General features: G+C 44.1%; 18 protein-coding genes. 6 read left to right on the top strand and 12 right to left on the bottom strand.

The features are described 5' to 3' along the window. The first annotated feature begins 3 nt into the window (after window positions 1-3). A complete protein-coding gene (locus RE476_RS09540) occupies window positions 4-645 on the top strand; it encodes an ABC transporter permease (protein ID WP_309307415.1) in 642 nt (213 codons plus the stop codon). Next, on the top strand, window positions 639-1,253 hold the full coding sequence (locus RE476_RS09535) for an ABC transporter permease (RefSeq protein ID WP_309307414.1): 615 nt from the start codon (window positions 639-641) through the stop codon (window positions 1,251-1,253). Before RE476_RS09540 ends, RE476_RS09535 begins: the two co-directional genes overlap by 7 nt. An 18-nt stretch (window positions 1,254-1,271) precedes the next feature. On the opposite strand, the gene RE476_RS09530 is transcribed toward RE476_RS09535, so the two are convergent. The 5 genes from RE476_RS09530 to mtbA form a co-directional block, all read right to left on the bottom strand. Further along, window positions 1,272-1,580 carry a hypothetical protein gene (locus RE476_RS09530; protein ID WP_309307413.1) on the bottom strand — a complete coding sequence of 103 codons (309 nt, stop codon included), beginning with the start codon at window positions 1,578-1,580 and terminating at the stop codon, window positions 1,272-1,274. 127 nt (window positions 1,581-1,707) lie between these two features. Beyond that, window positions 1,708-3,411 (bottom strand): arginine--tRNA ligase, encoded by a 1,704-nt coding sequence (gene argS / locus RE476_RS09525; protein WP_309307412.1) that lies wholly within the window; start codon window positions 3,409-3,411, stop codon window positions 1,708-1,710. 26 nt (window positions 3,412-3,437) lie between these two features. Further along, window positions 3,438-4,682 carry a peptide chain release factor aRF-1 gene (gene prf1 / locus RE476_RS09520; RefSeq protein ID WP_309307411.1) on the bottom strand — a complete coding sequence of 415 codons (1,245 nt, stop codon included), beginning with the start codon at window positions 4,680-4,682 and terminating at the stop codon, window positions 3,438-3,440. Between the two features lie 131 nt (window positions 4,683-4,813). After that, window positions 4,814-5,752: a 4-demethylwyosine synthase TYW1 gene (gene twy1, locus RE476_RS09515; RefSeq protein ID WP_309307410.1), complete on the bottom strand. Its 939-nt coding sequence runs from the start codon at window positions 5,750-5,752 to the stop codon at window positions 4,814-4,816. Window positions 5,753-5,886: 134 nt separating this feature from the next. After that, window positions 5,887-6,906 (bottom strand): methylcobamide:CoM methyltransferase MtbA, encoded by a 1,020-nt coding sequence (gene mtbA / locus RE476_RS09510; RefSeq protein WP_309307409.1) that lies wholly within the window; start codon window positions 6,904-6,906, stop codon window positions 5,887-5,889. Window positions 6,907-7,590: 684 nt separating this feature from the next. Here mtbA and RE476_RS09505 point away from each other — a divergent pair. Beyond that, window positions 7,591-8,964, top strand: coding sequence for a monomethylamine:corrinoid methyltransferase (locus RE476_RS09505; protein WP_309307408.1), 1,374 nt, complete (start codon window positions 7,591-7,593; stop codon window positions 8,962-8,964). A 118-nt stretch (window positions 8,965-9,082) separates the two neighbouring features. Here RE476_RS09505 and RE476_RS09500 read toward each other — a convergent pair whose 3' ends face one another. The 5 genes from RE476_RS09500 to RE476_RS09480 form a co-directional block, all read right to left on the bottom strand. Then, the gene (locus RE476_RS09500) at window positions 9,083-9,790 is read right to left on the bottom strand and encodes a DUF1614 domain-containing protein (RefSeq protein WP_309307407.1); all 708 of its coding nucleotides are present in this window, start codon (window positions 9,788-9,790) and stop codon (window positions 9,083-9,085) included. Between the two features lie 48 nt (window positions 9,791-9,838). Further along, the gene (locus RE476_RS09495; protein WP_309307406.1) at window positions 9,839-10,297 is read right to left on the bottom strand and encodes a bifunctional nuclease family protein; all 459 of its coding nucleotides are present in this window, start codon (window positions 10,295-10,297) and stop codon (window positions 9,839-9,841) included. A 71-nt stretch (window positions 10,298-10,368) separates the two neighbouring features. Beyond that, on the bottom strand, window positions 10,369-14,019 hold the full coding sequence (locus RE476_RS09490) for a hydantoinase B/oxoprolinase family protein (protein ID WP_309307405.1): 3,651 nt from the start codon (window positions 14,017-14,019) through the stop codon (window positions 10,369-10,371). A gap of 86 nt (window positions 14,020-14,105) precedes the next feature. Further along, on the bottom strand, window positions 14,106-14,774 hold the full coding sequence (locus RE476_RS09485) for a protein-L-isoaspartate O-methyltransferase (protein WP_309307404.1): 669 nt from the start codon (window positions 14,772-14,774) through the stop codon (window positions 14,106-14,108). Next, window positions 14,741-15,394, bottom strand: coding sequence for an HVO_0476 family zinc finger protein (locus tag RE476_RS09480; protein WP_309307403.1), 654 nt, complete (start codon window positions 15,392-15,394; stop codon window positions 14,741-14,743). The genes RE476_RS09485 and RE476_RS09480 overlap by 34 nt, the downstream gene beginning before the upstream one ends. A 216-nt stretch (window positions 15,395-15,610) precedes the next feature. On the opposite strand from RE476_RS09480, the gene RE476_RS09475 reads away from it, so the two are divergent. Genes RE476_RS09475 through RE476_RS09465 form a run of 3 tightly spaced genes read left to right on the top strand, consistent with a single transcriptional unit; the run spans window position 15,611 to window position 17,298 of the window. Next, window positions 15,611-16,438 (top strand): hypothetical protein, encoded by an 828-nt coding sequence (locus RE476_RS09475; RefSeq protein ID WP_309307402.1) that lies wholly within the window; start codon window positions 15,611-15,613, stop codon window positions 16,436-16,438. A 52-nt stretch (window positions 16,439-16,490) separates the two neighbouring features. Next, on the top strand, window positions 16,491-16,760 hold the full coding sequence (locus RE476_RS09470; protein ID WP_309307401.1) for a hypothetical protein: 270 nt from the start codon (window positions 16,491-16,493) through the stop codon (window positions 16,758-16,760). Between the two features lie 7 nt (window positions 16,761-16,767). Then, complete coding sequence (locus tag RE476_RS09465) at window positions 16,768-17,298, top strand: winged helix-turn-helix transcriptional regulator (RefSeq protein ID WP_309307400.1); 531 nt, start codon at window positions 16,768-16,770, stop codon at window positions 17,296-17,298. A gap of 22 nt (window positions 17,299-17,320) precedes the next feature. Here RE476_RS09465 and RE476_RS09460 read toward each other — a convergent pair whose 3' ends face one another. Further along, entirely contained in the window at window positions 17,321-17,764 is a 444-nt protein-coding gene (locus tag RE476_RS09460; RefSeq protein WP_309309592.1) for a GNAT family N-acetyltransferase, read from the bottom strand. 167 nt (window positions 17,765-17,931) lie between these two features. Beyond that, window positions 17,932-18,801: an agmatinase gene (gene speB / locus RE476_RS09455; RefSeq protein ID WP_309307399.1), complete on the bottom strand. Its 870-nt coding sequence runs from the start codon at window positions 18,799-18,801 to the stop codon at window positions 17,932-17,934. Between the last annotated feature and the right edge of the window lie 5 nt (window positions 18,802-18,806).

Below are 18,806 nucleotides of genomic sequence, written 5' to 3'. Positions count from 1 at the left end.
CTTATGTTAACATTACAGGTCATTGCGAATGTATGGGACAAGCACCTGATGACAATGCGTACTATTGAGCATTTACAGATGTTCAGTATAGCTCTGCTGCTGTCCATCATTATTGGTGTTACTGTAGGTGTTTTCATATACATGAGACCAAAGACCGCAAATCCGGTGTTGAATTTCCTGAACATCGTTGAAACGATACCTGATCTTGCACTCATTGTGTTACTCCTTCCAATCCTGAAACTTGGTGCCGGTCCGACCATTGCAGCATGCGTGCTCTATTCCATCCTCCCGGTGGCAAGGAATACCTATACAGGCCTGAAAGGAGTGGACGAGCAATATACTTACGTTGCCCATGCCATTGGGCTTTCACCACGCGAAGCATTGTTCAAAGTGAGGATACCCATGTCATTACCGCTGATAGCAGGAGGCATCAGGATAGCACTTGTATTCTGCATGGGAGTTGTGACATTGGGAGGACTTGTTGCTGCAGGAGGACTCGGAACTGTACTGCAGAATGGTATCCAGCTCTATGAGAAAGATGCGATTCTTGTTGCAGGATTGTGGACTGGTCTTCTTGCTGTTTTCCTTGACGGCTTTGCAGGAATTATCGAAAAAAAGCTCCATAAGAGGTATGGTACATGGTAATACTGGAAACGGTACTTGATGCCACATGGGAGCATATTGTTCTTGTCTATACCACACTATTTGTGAGCATAGCTGTTTCCATTCCTCTTGCTTTTGCATCACTCTACAGTAAGAAACTGGAATTTGTCGTGATGAAGTTTGCAAATCTTGTGCAGGCTGTTCCCAGTTTTGCTGTCGTTGCCATCATGGTCCCGTTCCTTGGAATTGGCTTCACTCCGGCAGTAGTTGCTATAATGTTACGTGCACTGCTCCCGATAATCAAGAACACGTACATCGGCCTGAGCAATGTTGACCCTGCGCTGATAGATTACGCAGAAGGTGTAGGCTTAAGCCAGTGGCAGATCCACAGGCATATAAGGCTACCAAATGCATATCCGGCAATGTTTGCGGGAATCAAGTTTGCAGGCATACTGGCCAACAGCATTGCAGTACTTACAGCTTTTATAGGAAGCGGAGGACTTGGGGAAATCATCTTTCAGGGACTTATTGGTTACAACACCCGAACTCTTCTGGCAGGTGCCATACCTGCGATTATGCTTGCGATATTGATAGATATCTCTTTTACAATGCTTGAGAAAAAAGTCACGCCGGGATACATGAAAAAGTAAAAATAAATATTGCAGGGATTATGTCTCAAAGTGCTGGGAAAGACTGTAATGGCTCAGTACTATACTTGACTCATCTATAAGCTTGAAATATTCCAGACACAGTGGAAGTCTAAGGGCATTTTTTACTGCCTTTGTGGCTGCATCCATACTTTTCCAGTGCAGTAAATCCATCCAGCTGCCATCATCTTTTTTCAAGAGCTCACGATCAATAAAACCGTCTATTGAACCAAGTTCCTTCATCATGATATTTGATGCTGCAAGAAATTCATTCTCACTGACTTCTTCAAAGAGTCTGAGCTGAACGATTCCAACAGCAATTTCCAGCATCTTTTATCTCCAGAACTGATTATTATGCACTAATACTTCTAAGACTTTGTAACATAAGCAAAAAACAGGCCGAAAAATGAGTGTTAAGAGCTTTTCAAAAAAGAATCTATGAGAAAGGATCACTTTCTCACATTGATTCAGGTGCACCGATACCGAGTGTATCGAGGGCATTTGCAAGAACGATCTTTGCACAATTCACCAGAGCCAGCCTGCTTGCCCTTATATTATCCTCCTCAGCACTTACTACAGGTACGAACCTGTAGAACTGGTTGAAGGAATCTGCAAGTTCCCTTGCATAGATTGCTATTGTATGTGGTTTCAGATCCCTTGCACAGAGGTCTATGATGCTGTCAAAGGATGCCATTTTCTTGATGAGGTCAATTTCCGTATCCTCAGTAAGAAGTGATGGATCGATCTTCTGGGTAGGTTCCCATTTGCCTTCTTCCTCTGCTTTTTTCAGTATATTGCAGGCACGGGCATAGGAATACTGTATGAAAGGAGCGCCCTGTTTCTCAAAGTCAAGTGCTTCTTCCCAGTTGAAAACTGTGGATTTCTCAGGAGATACTTTCACAATATCGTACCTGACAGCACCGATTCCGACCATTCTGGAAACTTCTTTCTTGAACTCATCAGTCATTTCCGGTCTGCGTTTCTCAACTTCCACATATGCCTGCTGCTCGATCTGGTCAAGCAGGTCATCAGCAGATATGAACTTACCGCGACGGGTACTCATGGAACCTTCCGGAAGTGAGACAAACTCGAATATTACAATTTCAGGTTCAGGTTTTCCGATGGCGTTGAGAGTTGCCTTGAGCTGCCCGGATATGAGTTTATGGTCTGCTCCAAGCACATCGATCATCCTGTCCGCACGTTCTCCTTTCCACTCATGGTAGGCGAGGTCACGTGTTGTATATAGGGATGTTCCATCTGTGCGCTGTATGACTAGTGTCTTTTCAAAACCGTAATCTGAAAGGTCTACTACCAGAGCACCATTATCATCTTCAGTTCTTCCGGTTGCTTTTATCTCCTCAACGATTCTGGAAACCGCACCTGAGCGAATGAAGCCGGATTCATGAGGAAAACTGTCATGGCTTACATTCATACGCAAAAGGGTTTCCTTGATGCCTGAAACTGCAAGACCTACAGCTTCATCAAAACTCTTTATCGTCTCTTCATCGCCACTTTCCACAAGCTGCATGCGTTTGTCTATTTCAGCAACCTTTTCCGGATCTTCATTAAGAAGAGCGTTTGCCTTGATGTAAACATCTGCTATTGAATGATCCGATTTCCTGGAGGTGTCGAACTCAAAAAGTGAGAGCGCCCACGAGACTATCGCTATCTGACGACCCATGTCATTAACATAGTACTGGGTCTCAACTTCATAGCCTGCCTTTTTGAGTATACGTACAAGTGTGTCACCAATTATGGAATTACGTATGTGACCAACATGCAAAGGACCATTCGGATTGGCTGAAGTGTGTTCCAGCAGTATCTTACCCTGACAGAAATTGCCGCCAAAAGCTTCTTTTTCTTCAAGTATGCTGTTTACCGTGTTGTCAACATAATTACGTCCTGCAGTTATGTTGATGTAAGGGCCTGTGGTTTTGATATCGCCTATAAGGGAACCTTCCGGTAATTCAATAGCAGCAACTATTTTTTCAGCGAGCTCTTTTGGATTGCTCTTTGCCTTTGCAGCCAGCCTGAAAGCGACCTTTGAAGCAATATCTGCGTGCTGGGATGGCTCAAGTCCCAGATCATCTGCTTCAAGACCAAGAGATTCAAGGGCATTTTCAAGAGCCGTAGTAACCTGTTTTTTAAATTCGAGGAACAAAGATAACACCTACACTATTATATTGATCAGACGCCGGTATTGAATCGCAATATTGCTACTATACCGCCAAATGCATTCAGAAGCTGTGAACCCTCATCAAAGTCTGTGGATATGAATTCAACCTCTGTTGCCATTAGATCTGCCAATTCTGAGAGTTCATCAACGATATCGACCCTTTCAGTGACCTCAAGATTACTGTTACAAACAGGACATTGGCCACCAGAGCTATCCTGTTCCCCGGGTTTGAAATTACGAGTGATTTTACCCTCATAATCTCCATTTGGACAGCTCAAAGTAAGTCTTTCTGCTCTCAAACCTTCAGATATCATCAGTATTTCCACTGCACCGATATCCAGATTGTTGCGGACCTGGAGCTCACCATAGGCTGCCTTTCCTGAATCTGAAACAAGCTCTGCAAAGAACCGCTGCATTAGCTTTTTCTCCACCATGAGGTCTATGTCTGAAAGTCTTTCACTGGCAGCATTTACGAGTTCCGGAAGTCCTGATTCATCAGTGTATGCAACATCGAAAAGCCCGAGCTTTTTTTTCAATAACTCGTGATGAAGGAAATCTCCTGCTTCAAATTCTTCCTTTGTAGGAGATGGACCACCGATAAGAACACCCTGGAAGTCTTTCTGATCTACAGCCATGAAAACTTCACTTGCAGCATCACCGATACGTTTGTAGAACTCATGAATAGCAATGAGCCTAAGTTGCTGGAACCTGTGAGCACTCTGACCTCCTTTTCTCTGTTTTCCGGGAACAGTTGAGGTAAGAGTCCTGAAATGTTCAATATGCTTTCCTACAAGTAGACCTATTGCTGCCTCTCTCCTGTCAAGGACCAGGAGGCCGTATGTTTTAGCATCTCTTAGCATCTCCTCAAGTGGTTCAAGGAAAAATGAGGAGTCACAGTGATACCTGTATGTGACAATAGGCTGGGGTGGCTCAACTATTGTTGTTTCCATGCTGGTCTTGTTAGCACCTATGTCCACAGCACCTGTGAAAAAAACGATACCATTCTCAGGAACTTCTACATATCTTAATCTTGAAAGCAGGGATTCTAGTGCACCCTGCACATTATCACGTGTTACCTTGGATTTGATGTTAGCCGCCTGACCGTGTTCGCCTTTGAGCTGGGAAGTAACATCGGATATTTGCTTTGTGGGGGGGATATACAAAGAAATCAGTTCGGTACCACGTCCTTTTTTGACACGCAATTCCTCTAATTTCTTTTTGAATTCATATTTTGAATGAGCGGATTGTTCTGACATTGTGTGAATACTCCGGTTGAAATGAAGGGGTTTATCTATATCTTCGATTATTTTTGTTGCTTATGTATGCGTTGCTATAAATATAAGTTGTGACAGGTCAGCATCATTTACTCTTCGCATATACTATTATACTACATGAGATGGGAAACAAGCCCGTCTTTTGAGAGTAGTACGACCCTGCTGACCTCAACGTCCCCTGCAACTTTGTAACCAAGATGTTCTGCCAGTTCTTCTGAGAATTCCATTACTTCTTCATGAGAAGGCATTGCTTCACGAGGTAATCTCTTTCTGGAAAAACCAAGATGCATGTAGGCTTTGACCTCTATATAATCAGGTTCTGCTATCCTGATAAGTTCTGCAAACCCTTCGGAGTTGAACATATTGACCCCTTTGATAAGAGTTATGCGAATGACTGTTCTGGTTTCCTTGGTTTTGAGTACTTCAAGGGACTTGAGAATATTGTCCCATAATGAAGATGACTTTGGAACACAGACTTTCTCGTATGTTTCCCTGTCCGGAGCATCAAGGCTCATGTATAACTGGGCAGGGTTTATCTTTGACATCATATCGGGAACAGTACCATTACTAACAACAAAAGTGGTGAACCCCTGTGTTTTGAACTCGTCTATGAGTTCAGGAAGATGCGGGAAAAGAGTAGGCTCTCCTGAGAGGGATATGGCAACATGCCGGGGATTTTTGCCTTCATTCCAGCGTTCAAGCGGAGCTGAGTCTCCAAAACCTGATATGAGTTTTCTCTGGGACTCTATTGAAGACCCCACTATTTCCACTGGAGAGTTCCATTCAACGGGCATAGGTACATCTACTTCCGTGGGCCTCCAGCAGTGGAGACACTTCTGATTACACATAAGTGTAGGTGTCATCTGAAGACAACGATGTGAATGGATCCCGTAGAAGACGGACTTGTAACACTCTCCTTCATCCTTGATGGACCTGCGAAGCCACAGGCATGTCTTGACAGCGCTGTGCTTGCCTGCAAGACTATAACCCTGTTTCTTCAGCAGACTTTTAAAATCTGTGATCTCAATATCTTTCTCTTTTCTGCGGGACATCTTGGAATCTAGTAGAATTTCAGTATATATAAATGTGTGGAAAAACGGGGGAAAATAAAAAAAAGTAGCAGACACCGGCACTTCCATGCGAAAAAAGTACCGGTGTTACGGAGGCGGAATCTATGAATTATAGTTCAGTATTTGTGGCTCTTGGCCATCTCTACCATTGCCTGGAGATTCTCTGTAGGGGTCTTGCTCACAATACCACATCCAGGACCCAGCAGTCCTACACCAGCATCCAGGACTTTCTGGGACTGCTCCCTGATAGCTTCAGGTGTCTGGTTCCAGAGCATGTTCACAGGGTCGAGATTTCCAACGATGATTGCCTTTTCAACCTTACTTACGGCGGTTGCTGCATCGACATTCTGGTCAACGCTGATACCATCCACACCGGATGATTCCATGAGTGCAAGACCCTGGGTTGTGTCACCACAGATGTGTAATACTACTGGTACGTTGAGCTCATGCATTGCATCACATATCTTCTTGTGGAAAGGTACTACGAATTTCTCGTAGAACTCAGCACCGATAAGCTGTGCACTTGCTGTCGGGTCAATGATGACCATAGTGTCAGCACCGTTCTCAACCATTTTCTTTGCATATGCAACGTTGAAATCGGTTGTGAACTCCATCAGTTCAAGGGCAAATGCTTCGTTTGTGAAAATAGCCATGAACCATTCATCACCGTTGATGTGCTGTGCAAGGGAGAAAGGACCGATCATGCTGCCCATGATAGGAAGTTCTTCGCCATACTTGTCTGCGAGGATCTTGATCGCCTCACATACAACACCAATTCTACCGTGGTCGAGGTTGTAGCCTCTGAGAGCTTCGATGTCCTCAACTGTCTTTACAACATGACCGACAACTGATGGCTGCTGTTCTTTTGTACCATCCTTTATCTCACAACCGAAGAACTCAGCTTCTGCAGTGATGTCAAAAGGTACGCGTACAGCTTCAAATCCTACTACGGTGTGGCCTGCTTCTGCAAGTGTTGCCATCTTTTCCGCATCGTTGTTAGCTTCTGGCCAGAAGGCACCACAGGCTTCCATCTGGTCCACAGTTCCGGTCTGGGTGACTGAGACAGCAGGCATTCTGTCAACAGGCTGACCTGTCAATGCACGTGCTAATCTTTCTTTAGGGGTATATTCTGCCATATATTCAAACTCCTTAGTGTGATAAGTCTCAAGTTACACTCACTAGCATATATATTTTTCTATTGCGTGATAGATAAGTATAAATAACAGAGCAGGACAAAACCGCCTGGAAAGACATAAATAGGAGATAAATACGCTCATTGTAAAAACAGATTATACAAGTAACTATGGATGCTGTGGTGTCGCATGAGCTTGTTTTTAGATGCAACAGGCAAAACTAAATAATTATGTTGGGTGATGTTACATTATGAATATTTATTACAATCATATTAAAACAAAATATTTACCTGATATATGCGCAATGCATAAAATATATATAGTAATTTAAAAAGAATGTCACGGGAAAGAGAATATAATATAAAAAAATGAGTGATTTGGGAAAGTGTTGAATCCGGCTGATAAGTAAATGGGGGTAAGGAATACAATAGATAATTGGTTATGCATGTTATTTCCCTGGAATAAAAAGAAATTTAATATAATACTTGCTACAGAATAATTATACTATTTTCTAAACAAACTATATGAAACAAACATCAGTGTACTGTATTTGTAATCTAATTTGTAAGTTAGATAATGGTGTGATGGAAAAATATAAATAACTGAAGCAAATGAGTACTTTTGATTAAAAACGAATATATCTGATTATTTAGATAGGGCTATTCTTTTTCTAAAAAGGAGATGATCATGCAAAACATCTACAAGTACCTGAAATATGCTATCGATGGGGAAAAACGGACTGAAAGAGAGCATGACATTAAAGTTTTCAAAAAATCAGAGGAACTGGCCCTTAAATACGAAATAGAGTATGACCCTTCTGTTTATGTACCAGAAGATCTTGAAGTCGCAGATTCTGTTTTTGAAGCAGGCATTGAGCTTCTTCATTCCGTAGGGATATTCTGCAGGAGCACCCAGCGAATCATCAATATCGATGAAGAAGATATTTTAAAGGCCCTGAACACCACAAATCCCCTTGAGATCGGAAGGCTCAAGGAGAAAGTAGTTGTGCCAAACCGCTACCCTATGGTATCATATCCACCTATAATCATTGGTGGGCCTATGGGGGGAAGTGTATCAGAGGAGAATTTCCTTTACATTAATTTAAGTTCTGTACAGGAAAATGTTGTACAGGGAATCTACAGCGGAGCTATGAAACAATTCGGTGGGGAGTATATACAACCCAAGAGTCCGCTGGAGATGCTTGCAGTACTTAAAGCATCCAGAAATGAGAGACTGGCTACAAAGATAGCCGGAAGAGAAGGGCTTGCACTTATGGGTCCAAGTACTTCAACTCTTACTACATCATCTTTACTTGTATCCTCAGATGAGCTTTATTCAAGTGCTGACCCCCAGGAAGTCTATATGGATGACCTGAAAGTAGATTATGAAACCCTGTCAAAATGCATCTACCACCAGGAACACGGCAACCACTATATTTCAGGCCAGGTACCTGTTTACGGAGGACCATGCATCGGATCTCCTGAGGGACTTGCAATCATAGATGTGGCAGAGACTTTACAATCCAAAGTATTGGCACACTCAAGCATACACGCATCCGGTGCGGTGCATGCTGACACAGGTTCATCTTCTGCTAAAGAGATACTATGGGCATCCAACATGGCATCACTTGCTATTTCCAGAAATATGAACTATTATACTGCAAGATACTACTGGAATGCTGCAGGTATCTGCACCGATATGATGTTCTATGAAACCGCTGCACAGGCAATAGGGGATACCGTATGCGGAAGAAATATACTGTTAGGACCAACCGGTCGCCTGGGAAGTACACCTGATCATTCTTCCGGACTGGAATCCCGGTTCATGGGTGAGATGGCACAGATGGCAACCCACCTGACGCTCTCAGAAGCCAACAAACTGGTAGCTAAAATATACGCTAAATATGTCGAGCGCCTCAAAACCCCGCCTGAAGGCAAGCCTTTCAACAAATGCTACAACATCCGCTCTGAATACGACATGGAACCCACCGAGGAATACCTGGCACTGTACAGGAAGATATCGTATGAGATCATGGGCGATATTCCGGGGGAGCCTGTTTGAGAAAAGCTGCAGATGCAGTATGATCTATATTAGTACTGTAGATCATGGCAGATCTCAATTTTTCGTATGAATCCCAAGTTTGACTGTCAAACCTAGGTTCGATATGAATTTTCTCACATCAAACCAACAACACCGCAATAACTCCCGCCAGAAACACCCCGTCAAAAGTTCCTGCACCGCCGATACTCACAACAGGAGCGCCCAGTTTTGTGATGGCTCTCATGTTCAGCAGGTCAGCACCGATCAGGGTGCCGAGGGTGCCGCTGGTGTAGGCTATGGCGAAGATGAGTTCGTGCTGGACCTGGGTTGTGTAGACAATTATAATGGAACTCAGGGCTGCGGCTATCGGTGGGAGTAGTGCAGGAGAGACGATGCCCACGCCTTTTACCGGTCTTGCTACGCTTTTTGTAATCAGGGTGACTATGAGGATAGCGTAGCTGGCATAGATCGCCGCATCAGGGAAGAGGCTTAGCAGGTAGAGGGAGACTATTATGGGGATGAGTGCTCCACCTACGTTTATGGCTATGGTGGTCTTTGTTTTGTATGTCTGCTTGAAAGGTATCCTGTATGAAACTCCGAAGACCTTAACGTATTTCTGATTCTCGATGGGTGTCTCGGACTCGATAGTTTTCAGGGGTATGTTGATACTGCTTCCGATAAGGGATGCAAGAAGCAGGATAAGTGCATCGTTCCATGAGAAACCTATCTTTGCAAATGCAGTGCTCACAAAACCGAAGAAAAGAATAGAGATGCTGAATACAAGGATAAAAGTGAGTATAAGCGTAAAAATCAAAGTAAAAGGATTATAGAATATCCGATGCCTCATAGCATATTGTCCTTGTTGACACTATATACTTTTTTGGGTCAGGTAAACTTAAGCGAATCCTGAAATTGCCCTGGAACCCTGGAAATTATCCTTGCTGATGGCATCGCTGTTGAAAACTTCTTCACTGATCATAATGACGGCATCGCTTCTCAGGGCAATAGCGATACAATCACTCGGCCGTGCATCGAACTCCATACTTGTGCCATCCTTTTTCAGCGTTATCCTGCCGTAGTAGATGTTGTCGATCTTTTCATCTATCAGTACCCTCTCGACCTCTGCACCCAGACGCACCAGCATAGACAGGATAAGATCGTGTGTCATAGGCCTTGGCATAGTCTCACTCTTCAGCACCGAATTGATAGACAGTGCCTCAGACTGGCCTATGTGTATGGGCATCAGGAGTCCTTCGTCATCTTCAAGCATAACAGCCGGAACAGCTTTCCCGAAGATGTTGATCATGAACACCCCTTTCACAGTGACTTTTTTAATATTGTTTGCAGAATTCATATTATTGACAACGGCCTTTCCCTTCTTATCTATATAATTCTATAAAATGCACTGATGCTTTATAATTATCATTACTTAATACTTTCTTTTCTTCTTTGACCAAACCCACCTGCTCCGGGTGTCTCCACCACGAACAGGTCTCCCTTATTCATATCAACAAGTGCTCTTCCTTCAAGTTCCTCAATCTTTCCGTCAGCGTTCATAATCTCTCCAGCTCTGACAACATAATTGTGCCCCACCTTTCCGTTCTCTCCACCATTCAAACCTGCCGGTGGGATTTTCCTGTGGCTAGAAATAATAGCTGCTCTCATAGGCCTGAGGAACCGTATCTTTCTCACAACTCCACATCCACCGCTATATTCTCCTCCACCGCCGCTTCCTTTCCTGACAGAGAACTCTTCCAGCCTCACAGGGAATCTCCATTCCAGCACCTCAGGGTCGGTTATCCTTGAATTTGTCATATGGGTCTGCACAGCATTAGTTCCATCAAAACCATCCCCTGCACCGGAACCACCGCAAATGGTCTCATAATACTGGAACTCCTCATCCCCGAAAGTGAAATTGTTCATCGTACCCTGCGACCCTGCCATCACACCCAGCGCTCCGAAAAGCGCATCAACGATGTACTGCGAAGTCTCAACATTCCCTGCCACCACAGCCGCAGGATATTCAGGGTTCAGTATGCTCTTTTCAGGAATCGTAAGCATAAGCGGTCGCATGCATCCTTCATTAAGCGGAATATCCTTCTCCACGAGCGACCTGAACACATAGAGAACAGCCGCCTTGCACACAGCCACCGGAGCATTCATATTACCTGGATGCTGCCTGGAAGTTCCGGTGAAATCGATGTGTGCTGTCCTTTCCATGTGGTCAATGTTAACCCTCACATGGATAACTGTCCCGTCATCAAAGGAAAGTGAGTATTCCCCGTCCTTAAGGACCTCGATAACCCTTCTCACCGACTCTTCCGCATTATCCATCACATGCTGCATGTATGCCTGTACCGTTTCCATGGAAAAATGTTCAACAAGCTTTTCAAGCTCCCTGGCGCCCTTCTCATTGGCGGCAACCTGTGCCTTCAGGTCCGCTATATTCTGGAATGGATTACGTGCCGGATATTTTCCCGAAGCCAGCCACTCTTTCATCTCATTTTCAAGGAACTTCCCCTGCCAGACTATCTTCTGCCCACTGGTCAGCACGCCCTCCTCCTCGATATGCCTGCTTTCCGGTGGAATGGACCCCGGTGTAATTCCTCCAATATCCGCATGATGCCCCCTTGAAGCCACATAGAATGCAACCCTGCCTTCACGGAAAACAGGAGTAACGACCGTAATATCAGGGAGATGCGTCCCGCCTTCAAAGGGAGAATTGAGCATAAAAACATCTCCTGATTCCATATCTGGGAATTTCCTGATTATCGACCTGACACCTTCCCCCATAGATCCAAGATGCACAGGTATGTGAGGCGCGTTGGCAATTAGATTCCCGGCCTCGTCAAAAAGGGCACATGAGAAGTCAAGCCTCTCCTTGATATTCACAGAATAAGATGTATTCTGGAGTGTGTATCCCATCTGCTGTGCAATGGACATGAACCTGTTATTGAATATCTCAAGCATCACCGGGTCTGCTTCAGTATCAACAGATTCCCTCTTAGGCAGGGGTATAGTCCTTTCAAGCACCAGTTCCTTATTATCCGTAATCTCGGCCTTCCATCCCGGTTCGATTACAACAGTAGTATTTGTTTCCACGATAATAGCAGGTCCAATAACCCCGGTTTCCGTTCCGGTAACAAGTTCTTCCCTCCTGTAAACAGGTGTGCTGTGAAAAGCACCGCAGGTGTACATGGTGGTATCAGGTAGCTTGCCTGCTTTCTCCATGATAACATCCACTATTTTGGATTCCTGCATAGATTCTCCTGCACCAATAACCTCAGTGGAAACCGCCTCTATCACAAGTTCCTTGTTTTCCATGGTAAAGCCAAAACGGCTCTTATGCTCATTTTCAAAGTGGTTCCTGATCTCTTCCTCGTTCCCAAGGTCAACAATAATAGAAGTTCCAGCATCCTGATACTTGACATGGACCTTATGCAGTGCACTTATATCCATATCTGAAACGCCCTGCATGAGCATCTCTTCCCGGCCGCTTTTTTCCAGTTCAGCAGCAATGGCCCGGATTTCTGCTATAAGTTCTCTTCCAAGTTTCTTTTCCACAGCATGTTCTTTCATTATACGCTGGTCCGCAAGTCCCATTCCGTATGCAGAAAGCACTCCTGCAAAGGGATGTATCAATATTCTCTTAATTCCAAGAGCATCCGCGACACCACATGCATGCTGAGCCCCCGCTCCTCCAAAGCAGCAAAGGGCGTAATCCTTTATGTCATACCCACGCTGGATGGATATTCTTTTGACGGCATTTGCCATGTTCTCAATGGCAATTTTCAGGAATCCTTCGGCAACCTGCTCAGCACTGTGCTTCTCCCCAGTAAATATACTGACCTCTTCTGCAAGGGCTGAGAACTTCCTCTTCACAGCAACAGTATCAAGTGGCATGTCTGCACTGTGGCCGAATACATGTGGGAAATGCTGTGGATCTATCTTTCCGAGCATCAGGTTACAGTCGGTAATTGTGAGTGGTCCGCCCTTACGGTAACAAGCAGGTCCCGGCTCAGAACCTGCGGAATCCGGTCCAACCCTGAATCTCCCTGCATCGAAATGAAGTATGGAACCTCCACCCGCTGCCACTGTATGAATATAAAGCATGGGTGAGCGCAGGTGAACGCCTGCAACTTCTGTCTCAAAACTCCTCTCATATTCTCCGTTGTAATGGGCTACATCAGTGGATGTTCCCCCCATATCAAAAGTCACAACTTTCTCAAAGCCTGCCATTACGGATGTTTCCACAGCTCCAACTATTCCTCCGGCTGGTCCTGAAAGAATACAGTCCTTTCCTTTGAACTGTGCAGCTTCCACCAGTCCGCCGTTGGACTGCATGAACATTAGCTTTGTATTATCTCCGCCGGCTTCAAGAGTGTCGCCTATCATGTCTATATATCTTCGCAGCACCGGGGAAAGATAAGCATCTACAACAGTTGTCTCTCCGCTGCTTATAAGCTTCATCAAAGGGCTGACTTCGTGTGAAAGTGATATCTGGGTAAAACCGATATCCTCTGCAATTTTCCTGAGCTGAAGTTCATGTTCAGGATAACGGTATGCATGCATAAGGACGATGGCAAGCGAGCGTATTCCATGGGAATATATCCTTTCAAGTCCCTTCCTGGCATCCTCCACATCAAGGGCAACCAGTTCTTCACCTGATGCACTGTAGCGTTCCCTTATCTCGATGACCTCATCATAGAGCAGGTCCGGCAGTTCAATTTTCAAAGCAAAGATATCAGGCCTGTTCTGGTATCCAATCCTCAGTGAATCCCTGAAGCCTTCTGTAATAACAAGTGCTGTTGGCTCTCCTTTACGTTCAAGCAATGCATTAGTTCCAACAGTGGTTCCCATCTTGATTGACGATATGATCTCCGTTGGCATCGTGGATTCGGTTTCTATTCCAAGTAAGGTCCTGATACCGTGCATTGCAGCATCTGCATAATGTTCCGGGTCCACTGACAGAAGCTTATGTGCAATCAGTCGTCCGTCGGGTTTGCGGGCAACAATATCGGTGAATGTACCTCCTCTGTCTATCCAGAATTGCCATTTTTCATTTTTTGAGGACATCGTTCTCTCACATCGAAAAAAGATTATTATAAAATGCGCTGTTCTGAATGCACCAATATTAAAAATAGTTTCGTAGTGAGTTGCCTCTACTTTTGTCCCCTGCGGCTATTGTATATCTTGAAACCATGATGTCCTATAAGAGGCACAAAGATCACCCCTCCCCAGTCCTGCTTTGTGACCTCCCCGTCCATGGACTTCCTGATGATGTACAGACGCTGGTAGCCCTCTCCTTCCGGAAGCACCATAATACCTCCCGGCTTCAGCTGTTCTATAAGTGGTTTAGGTGTATCGGGTGCCGATGCTGTTACACATATACGGTCATAGGGTGCATGGTCAGGATAGCCAAGGGAACCATCGCCCAATATAACTTCCACATTGGAGTATCCGGCTCTTTCCAGATTCTCCCATGCAAAAACAGCCAGCTTTTCAAGACGTTCAATAGAGTATATCTTTCCTTTTTGACCGATAATTTCTGCCATTACTGCTGCATTATACCCTGAGCCGGCACCAATTTCAAGTACTTTTTGTCCTTCCTGAAGTTCAAGAAGATCGCACATCATGGCAACCATGTGCGGTGCTGATATTGTCTGGGCATGCCCTATCGGCAATGGGCTGTCAACATAAGCCTGTGACATATGTACAGAAGGTACGAAAAGATGTCTAGGTACCTTCATCATTGCACTTAGTGTTTTATCACTGATATTTTGTTCTTTGAGGGACTTTACCAGGAGCGCCCTCTTCCTTTCATACTCCATGCAGTTCTTCCTTCTCCCCAGCTTCTCTTCACCGCTTCTTCTGCAAATATCCTTTTGATGAACTTTGCTTCCACTGCTGTGCCGGTACGTGATTCGAGACTGCCATCCCTTACCTTGATCTTTTTGACCCTTATTTTTGTCCTGTCCACTTCTTCTTCTTTCCCGACGATAAATTCATATCCTCCGGGGACTCTTTTTTGCAGGGCTTCTGTAGTTTTTCCCCTATGGATGGCAATTTTAACGACAACTTCGTCAATAGCCCTGCCCCAGATAGTGTTTATATCTGCAGCATTTGCTATTTTAGGCCTCTTGTCTGCGCACTCAAGAGCAGTTACTAAAACAGGATATACCTCATCAGATTCACCGTCATCGACAATTATCTCGTCATCTACGCTGAGATTATCTTCTGATGTCATTTTGGTCATCTGGGTGAAAGATTGGTCACCCTTACTGATTATTACCTTTATGTTGAATGTTTTTGGTTTTTCAAATTTGGCCGGATGAACATTCCCGCATTCCTGGCACTGGACTATTGTGTTCTGGCCTGTTTTTAAAACATCATGCAGCACACTCATCTTAGGTGAGCATGATGGACATACTACTTCTACTTCATCGTTCATATTCTCAATGATGTTATTGTCTGGTATATGTAAATAATTAACTGCATAGTGTGTGTGATTTTGAAGGTATTTCGTTCATTTTCAGTTCATCATTTATTTTTCAATAGTTCGAAGTTTGTATTATTATTCGATGCCTGTACCAGAATCGTTAATATAAGCCAGCAATAATCTTAATATAGTAACTTTTTTCTGTCAGGGAAGAAAGGGAGGCTTAGTGTGAAACATAGAATAATGAGACTTTTAATAGTGCTTCTTCTGGGAGTGGCACTTGTAATGGTATCCGGATGTACTGATACCTCCTCAGAGGATACATCTGATGAAGGTATAATGGAAGAGGAAACAGTTGAGACGACGGGTGCAGAGGATACAGAAGAATCTGCATATGTGGATGATGCTATGGAGGAAAATGGTGAAGCGTCAGATTCTGTAATAGATCCTGCAGATTTTACTGATGGAATTCCTAATCCATATTTCCCGTTGGCCGTTGGCACAACATTTGTTCTGGAGGGTGAATCTGATGGTGAAGACATCCGGGTAGAGATGTATGTTACAGACCAGACAAAGGAGATACTTGGCGTGACAACCATCGTTGTCAGGGAAAGAGAATGGGAAGATGGTGAACTCATTGAGGATACACTTGACTGGTACGCCAATGATAATGAAGGAAATGTCTGGTATTTCGGGGAGGAATCCAGGGAATACGAGGATGGTGAAATCGTGAGCATAGCCGGTTCCTGGGAAGCAGGTGTTGATGGTGCAGAACCGGGAATCCTGATGGAAGCAGACCCACAGGTCGGTGATGTCTACAAGCAGGAATACTATGAGGGTGAGGCAGAGGATATGGCTGAGGTGCTGAGCCTTGATGCATCAGTTACAGTTGAATATGGATCATTTGATAACTGTCTGCAAACAAAGGAATGGACGCCACTTGAACCTGGAATCGAGGAACATAAGTTTTATGCAAGCGGTGTTGGCCTGCTTCTGGAAGTGGCTGTGACCGAAGGCGATGAAAGACTGGAACTTGTGGAGATACTTACTGAATAAAAGGAAGACAATTGTCTTTCTTTTCTATTTTACACAGGGGTGATCTTCTCGTATGGAAATGGAACCTGACAATGTGATAGTTCTGCTATCAAGCCTGCTGGCTTTAATTCTTTTCATAATATCCCTTTCTGCTTATCTCAGGGAGCACAGAAGGAAATTGTTAATGGTTACAGCAGCTTTCTTTGCTTATTTCCTCATGGGATTCCTGGATTCAACTGAGTCTTTTTTCCCGGCTATGGGGGATAGTTTTGAGATATGGAGCAGTATTCTGAATTTTGCGGTATTGTTGTTGTTGTTCTTTGCTATGCTGACAAAAGAGTAGGTTTGAAATGGAACTTGAGCTGGATACCCGGAAAAGGATATTCGAAACAATTCAAAGGTCACCGGGAATACACCTCCGTGAACTGGAAAGAATTCTTGATATGGCAATCGGGAATCTGCAGTATCATCTTCACTACATGGAAAAGAAAAACCTGATATCAGCACTCAGGGATGAGCAGTTCGTCCGCTATTTTATCAAGGACAAGGAACTGGATGGCAATGACCGTAAAGTCCTATCATTTTTAAGAAAAAAAGCTTGCAGGCATATTCTGATAAGTCTTATGGAGGACCCGGGTATGAACAATAAAGACCTTTCTTCAGCCATCGGTCTGTCTCCATCTACGGTTTCGTGGCATCTCAATAAACTTGTAGCAACCGGGATTGTGAAAAAAACAGTTCATGGAAGAGAAAGCAATTTTGAGGTCATAGGGCCTGAAAAGGTTGCAGAGCTTATAATCACGTATAAGGGTAGCTTCTTTGACAGGTTGCTCGACAATTTCATAGAAATGTGGGAAATGGAAACTAAAAAAAGCAAATAATAGAAAAACTGCATTTGCATATTCAGAGATATTTTCTCATCACAATTGCATCGGAATTTTCATCGTCCTCAAAAAAACCGTTTATTCTCTGAATCTCCAGGAATCCATTGTTTTCGTATATTTTCCTTGCAGCATCCCAGTTCACAGAAACTATGAGAATTATGCTGGTTATTTTATACTTGCTGCGAATTTGTTCTACCAATTCTGAGAACAGCATTTTTCCATAGCCTTTTCCACGATATTTTTTAAGGATTCCTATGGATGAGATGTAGAGTTCTGAGCCGCCCCTTATGTGAACTTCTCTTATTGTATGGTTCAGGCAAAACCTGTCCGTATCGATATTTTCAGAGTATTCCCACATCTCCGAGGAAATATAACCGGCAATCTCTCTGTCAATCTCCATCACCAGAAAACCTTCCGGGAATACCTTCATTCTATCAAGGAATACATCCCTGCATTCTGCTATGTTATCGTGGAATGAATCCAGTTCAATGAGCAGTATTCCTTCGATGTCACTCTTTTCAGCATTCCTTATGGATATTCTGTTCAGGGAATCACCACATTGTATCTAAGAAGACCAGGTATTAAAAGGGAGTCTGCAGAACAAGGCCTGCAGACAGATTAAAAAGAAGCCTATCTTTCACTTGCGGCATGTGCCGCAATGAATTCCCTGAGCAGTTTTGTTCCAAGCAGTGCGCTTATCCCATTATCGTATTCAGGGGCGATTTCAACAACATCAAAACCAACGGATACAGGTGCAAATGCACGAATAACCTCACGTACGTCAATGTCAGTGAGTCCGAATGGTTCGGGGGTTCCAAGGCCGGGTGCGTATGCAGGATCGATGGCATCCATATCCAGGGAAAGATAGATCTTTTTACACCCAAGATATTCCTTAACCTCAGAAATTACCTGTTTGATGCCCATTTCCCGGACATCGTCTGAGGTATAGTATTTGATACCATTCTCTTTTGCAAAAACCCATTCTTCCTTTGGGCCGCTGCGGACTCCTATGGTTACATAGGTGTCTGCGATATCGTCCAGTATGTGTCTGGAAACGCATGCGTGGTTGTTCCTGATGCCCCCATATTCTTCACGAAGGTCAAAATGGGCATCCATTACAACAAAACCAATGTCTTCTCCTGCTTCCTCTGCACATGCTTTTACGCATGGGTAGGTGAGTGAGTGCTCGCCACCAAGCATAATGGGTAATTTCCCATCCTTTGCAATTGGTTTAACCGCAAGATAAAGCTCTTCGAGTGTCTCGTCCACGGAGGAGTAATGCTCAAGATTACCTGCATCATGAATGAAAAGGTCCTCGAAATCAATATCAAAATGATCGTTATAGGTTTCAAAGTTCGCTGAAGCCTTCCTCATGGCATCAGGGGCCCAGCGGCTTCCTGGCCTGTATGAAGAAGTAGCATCGAAAGGAACACCAAATATAACATACCTTGCAGAATTATAATCTGACAGGGCATCCATCATATCGGGTTTGTAGAACATGACTG

The organism is Methanolobus mangrovi, from assembly GCF_031312535.1.
In the GTDB taxonomy this organism is placed as follows: domain Archaea; phylum Halobacteriota; class Methanosarcinia; order Methanosarcinales; family Methanosarcinaceae; genus Methanolobus; species Methanolobus mangrovi.
The sequence above is the reverse complement of the archived record's forward strand: the minus strand, read 5'-3'. Positions and strand labels throughout refer to the sequence as shown.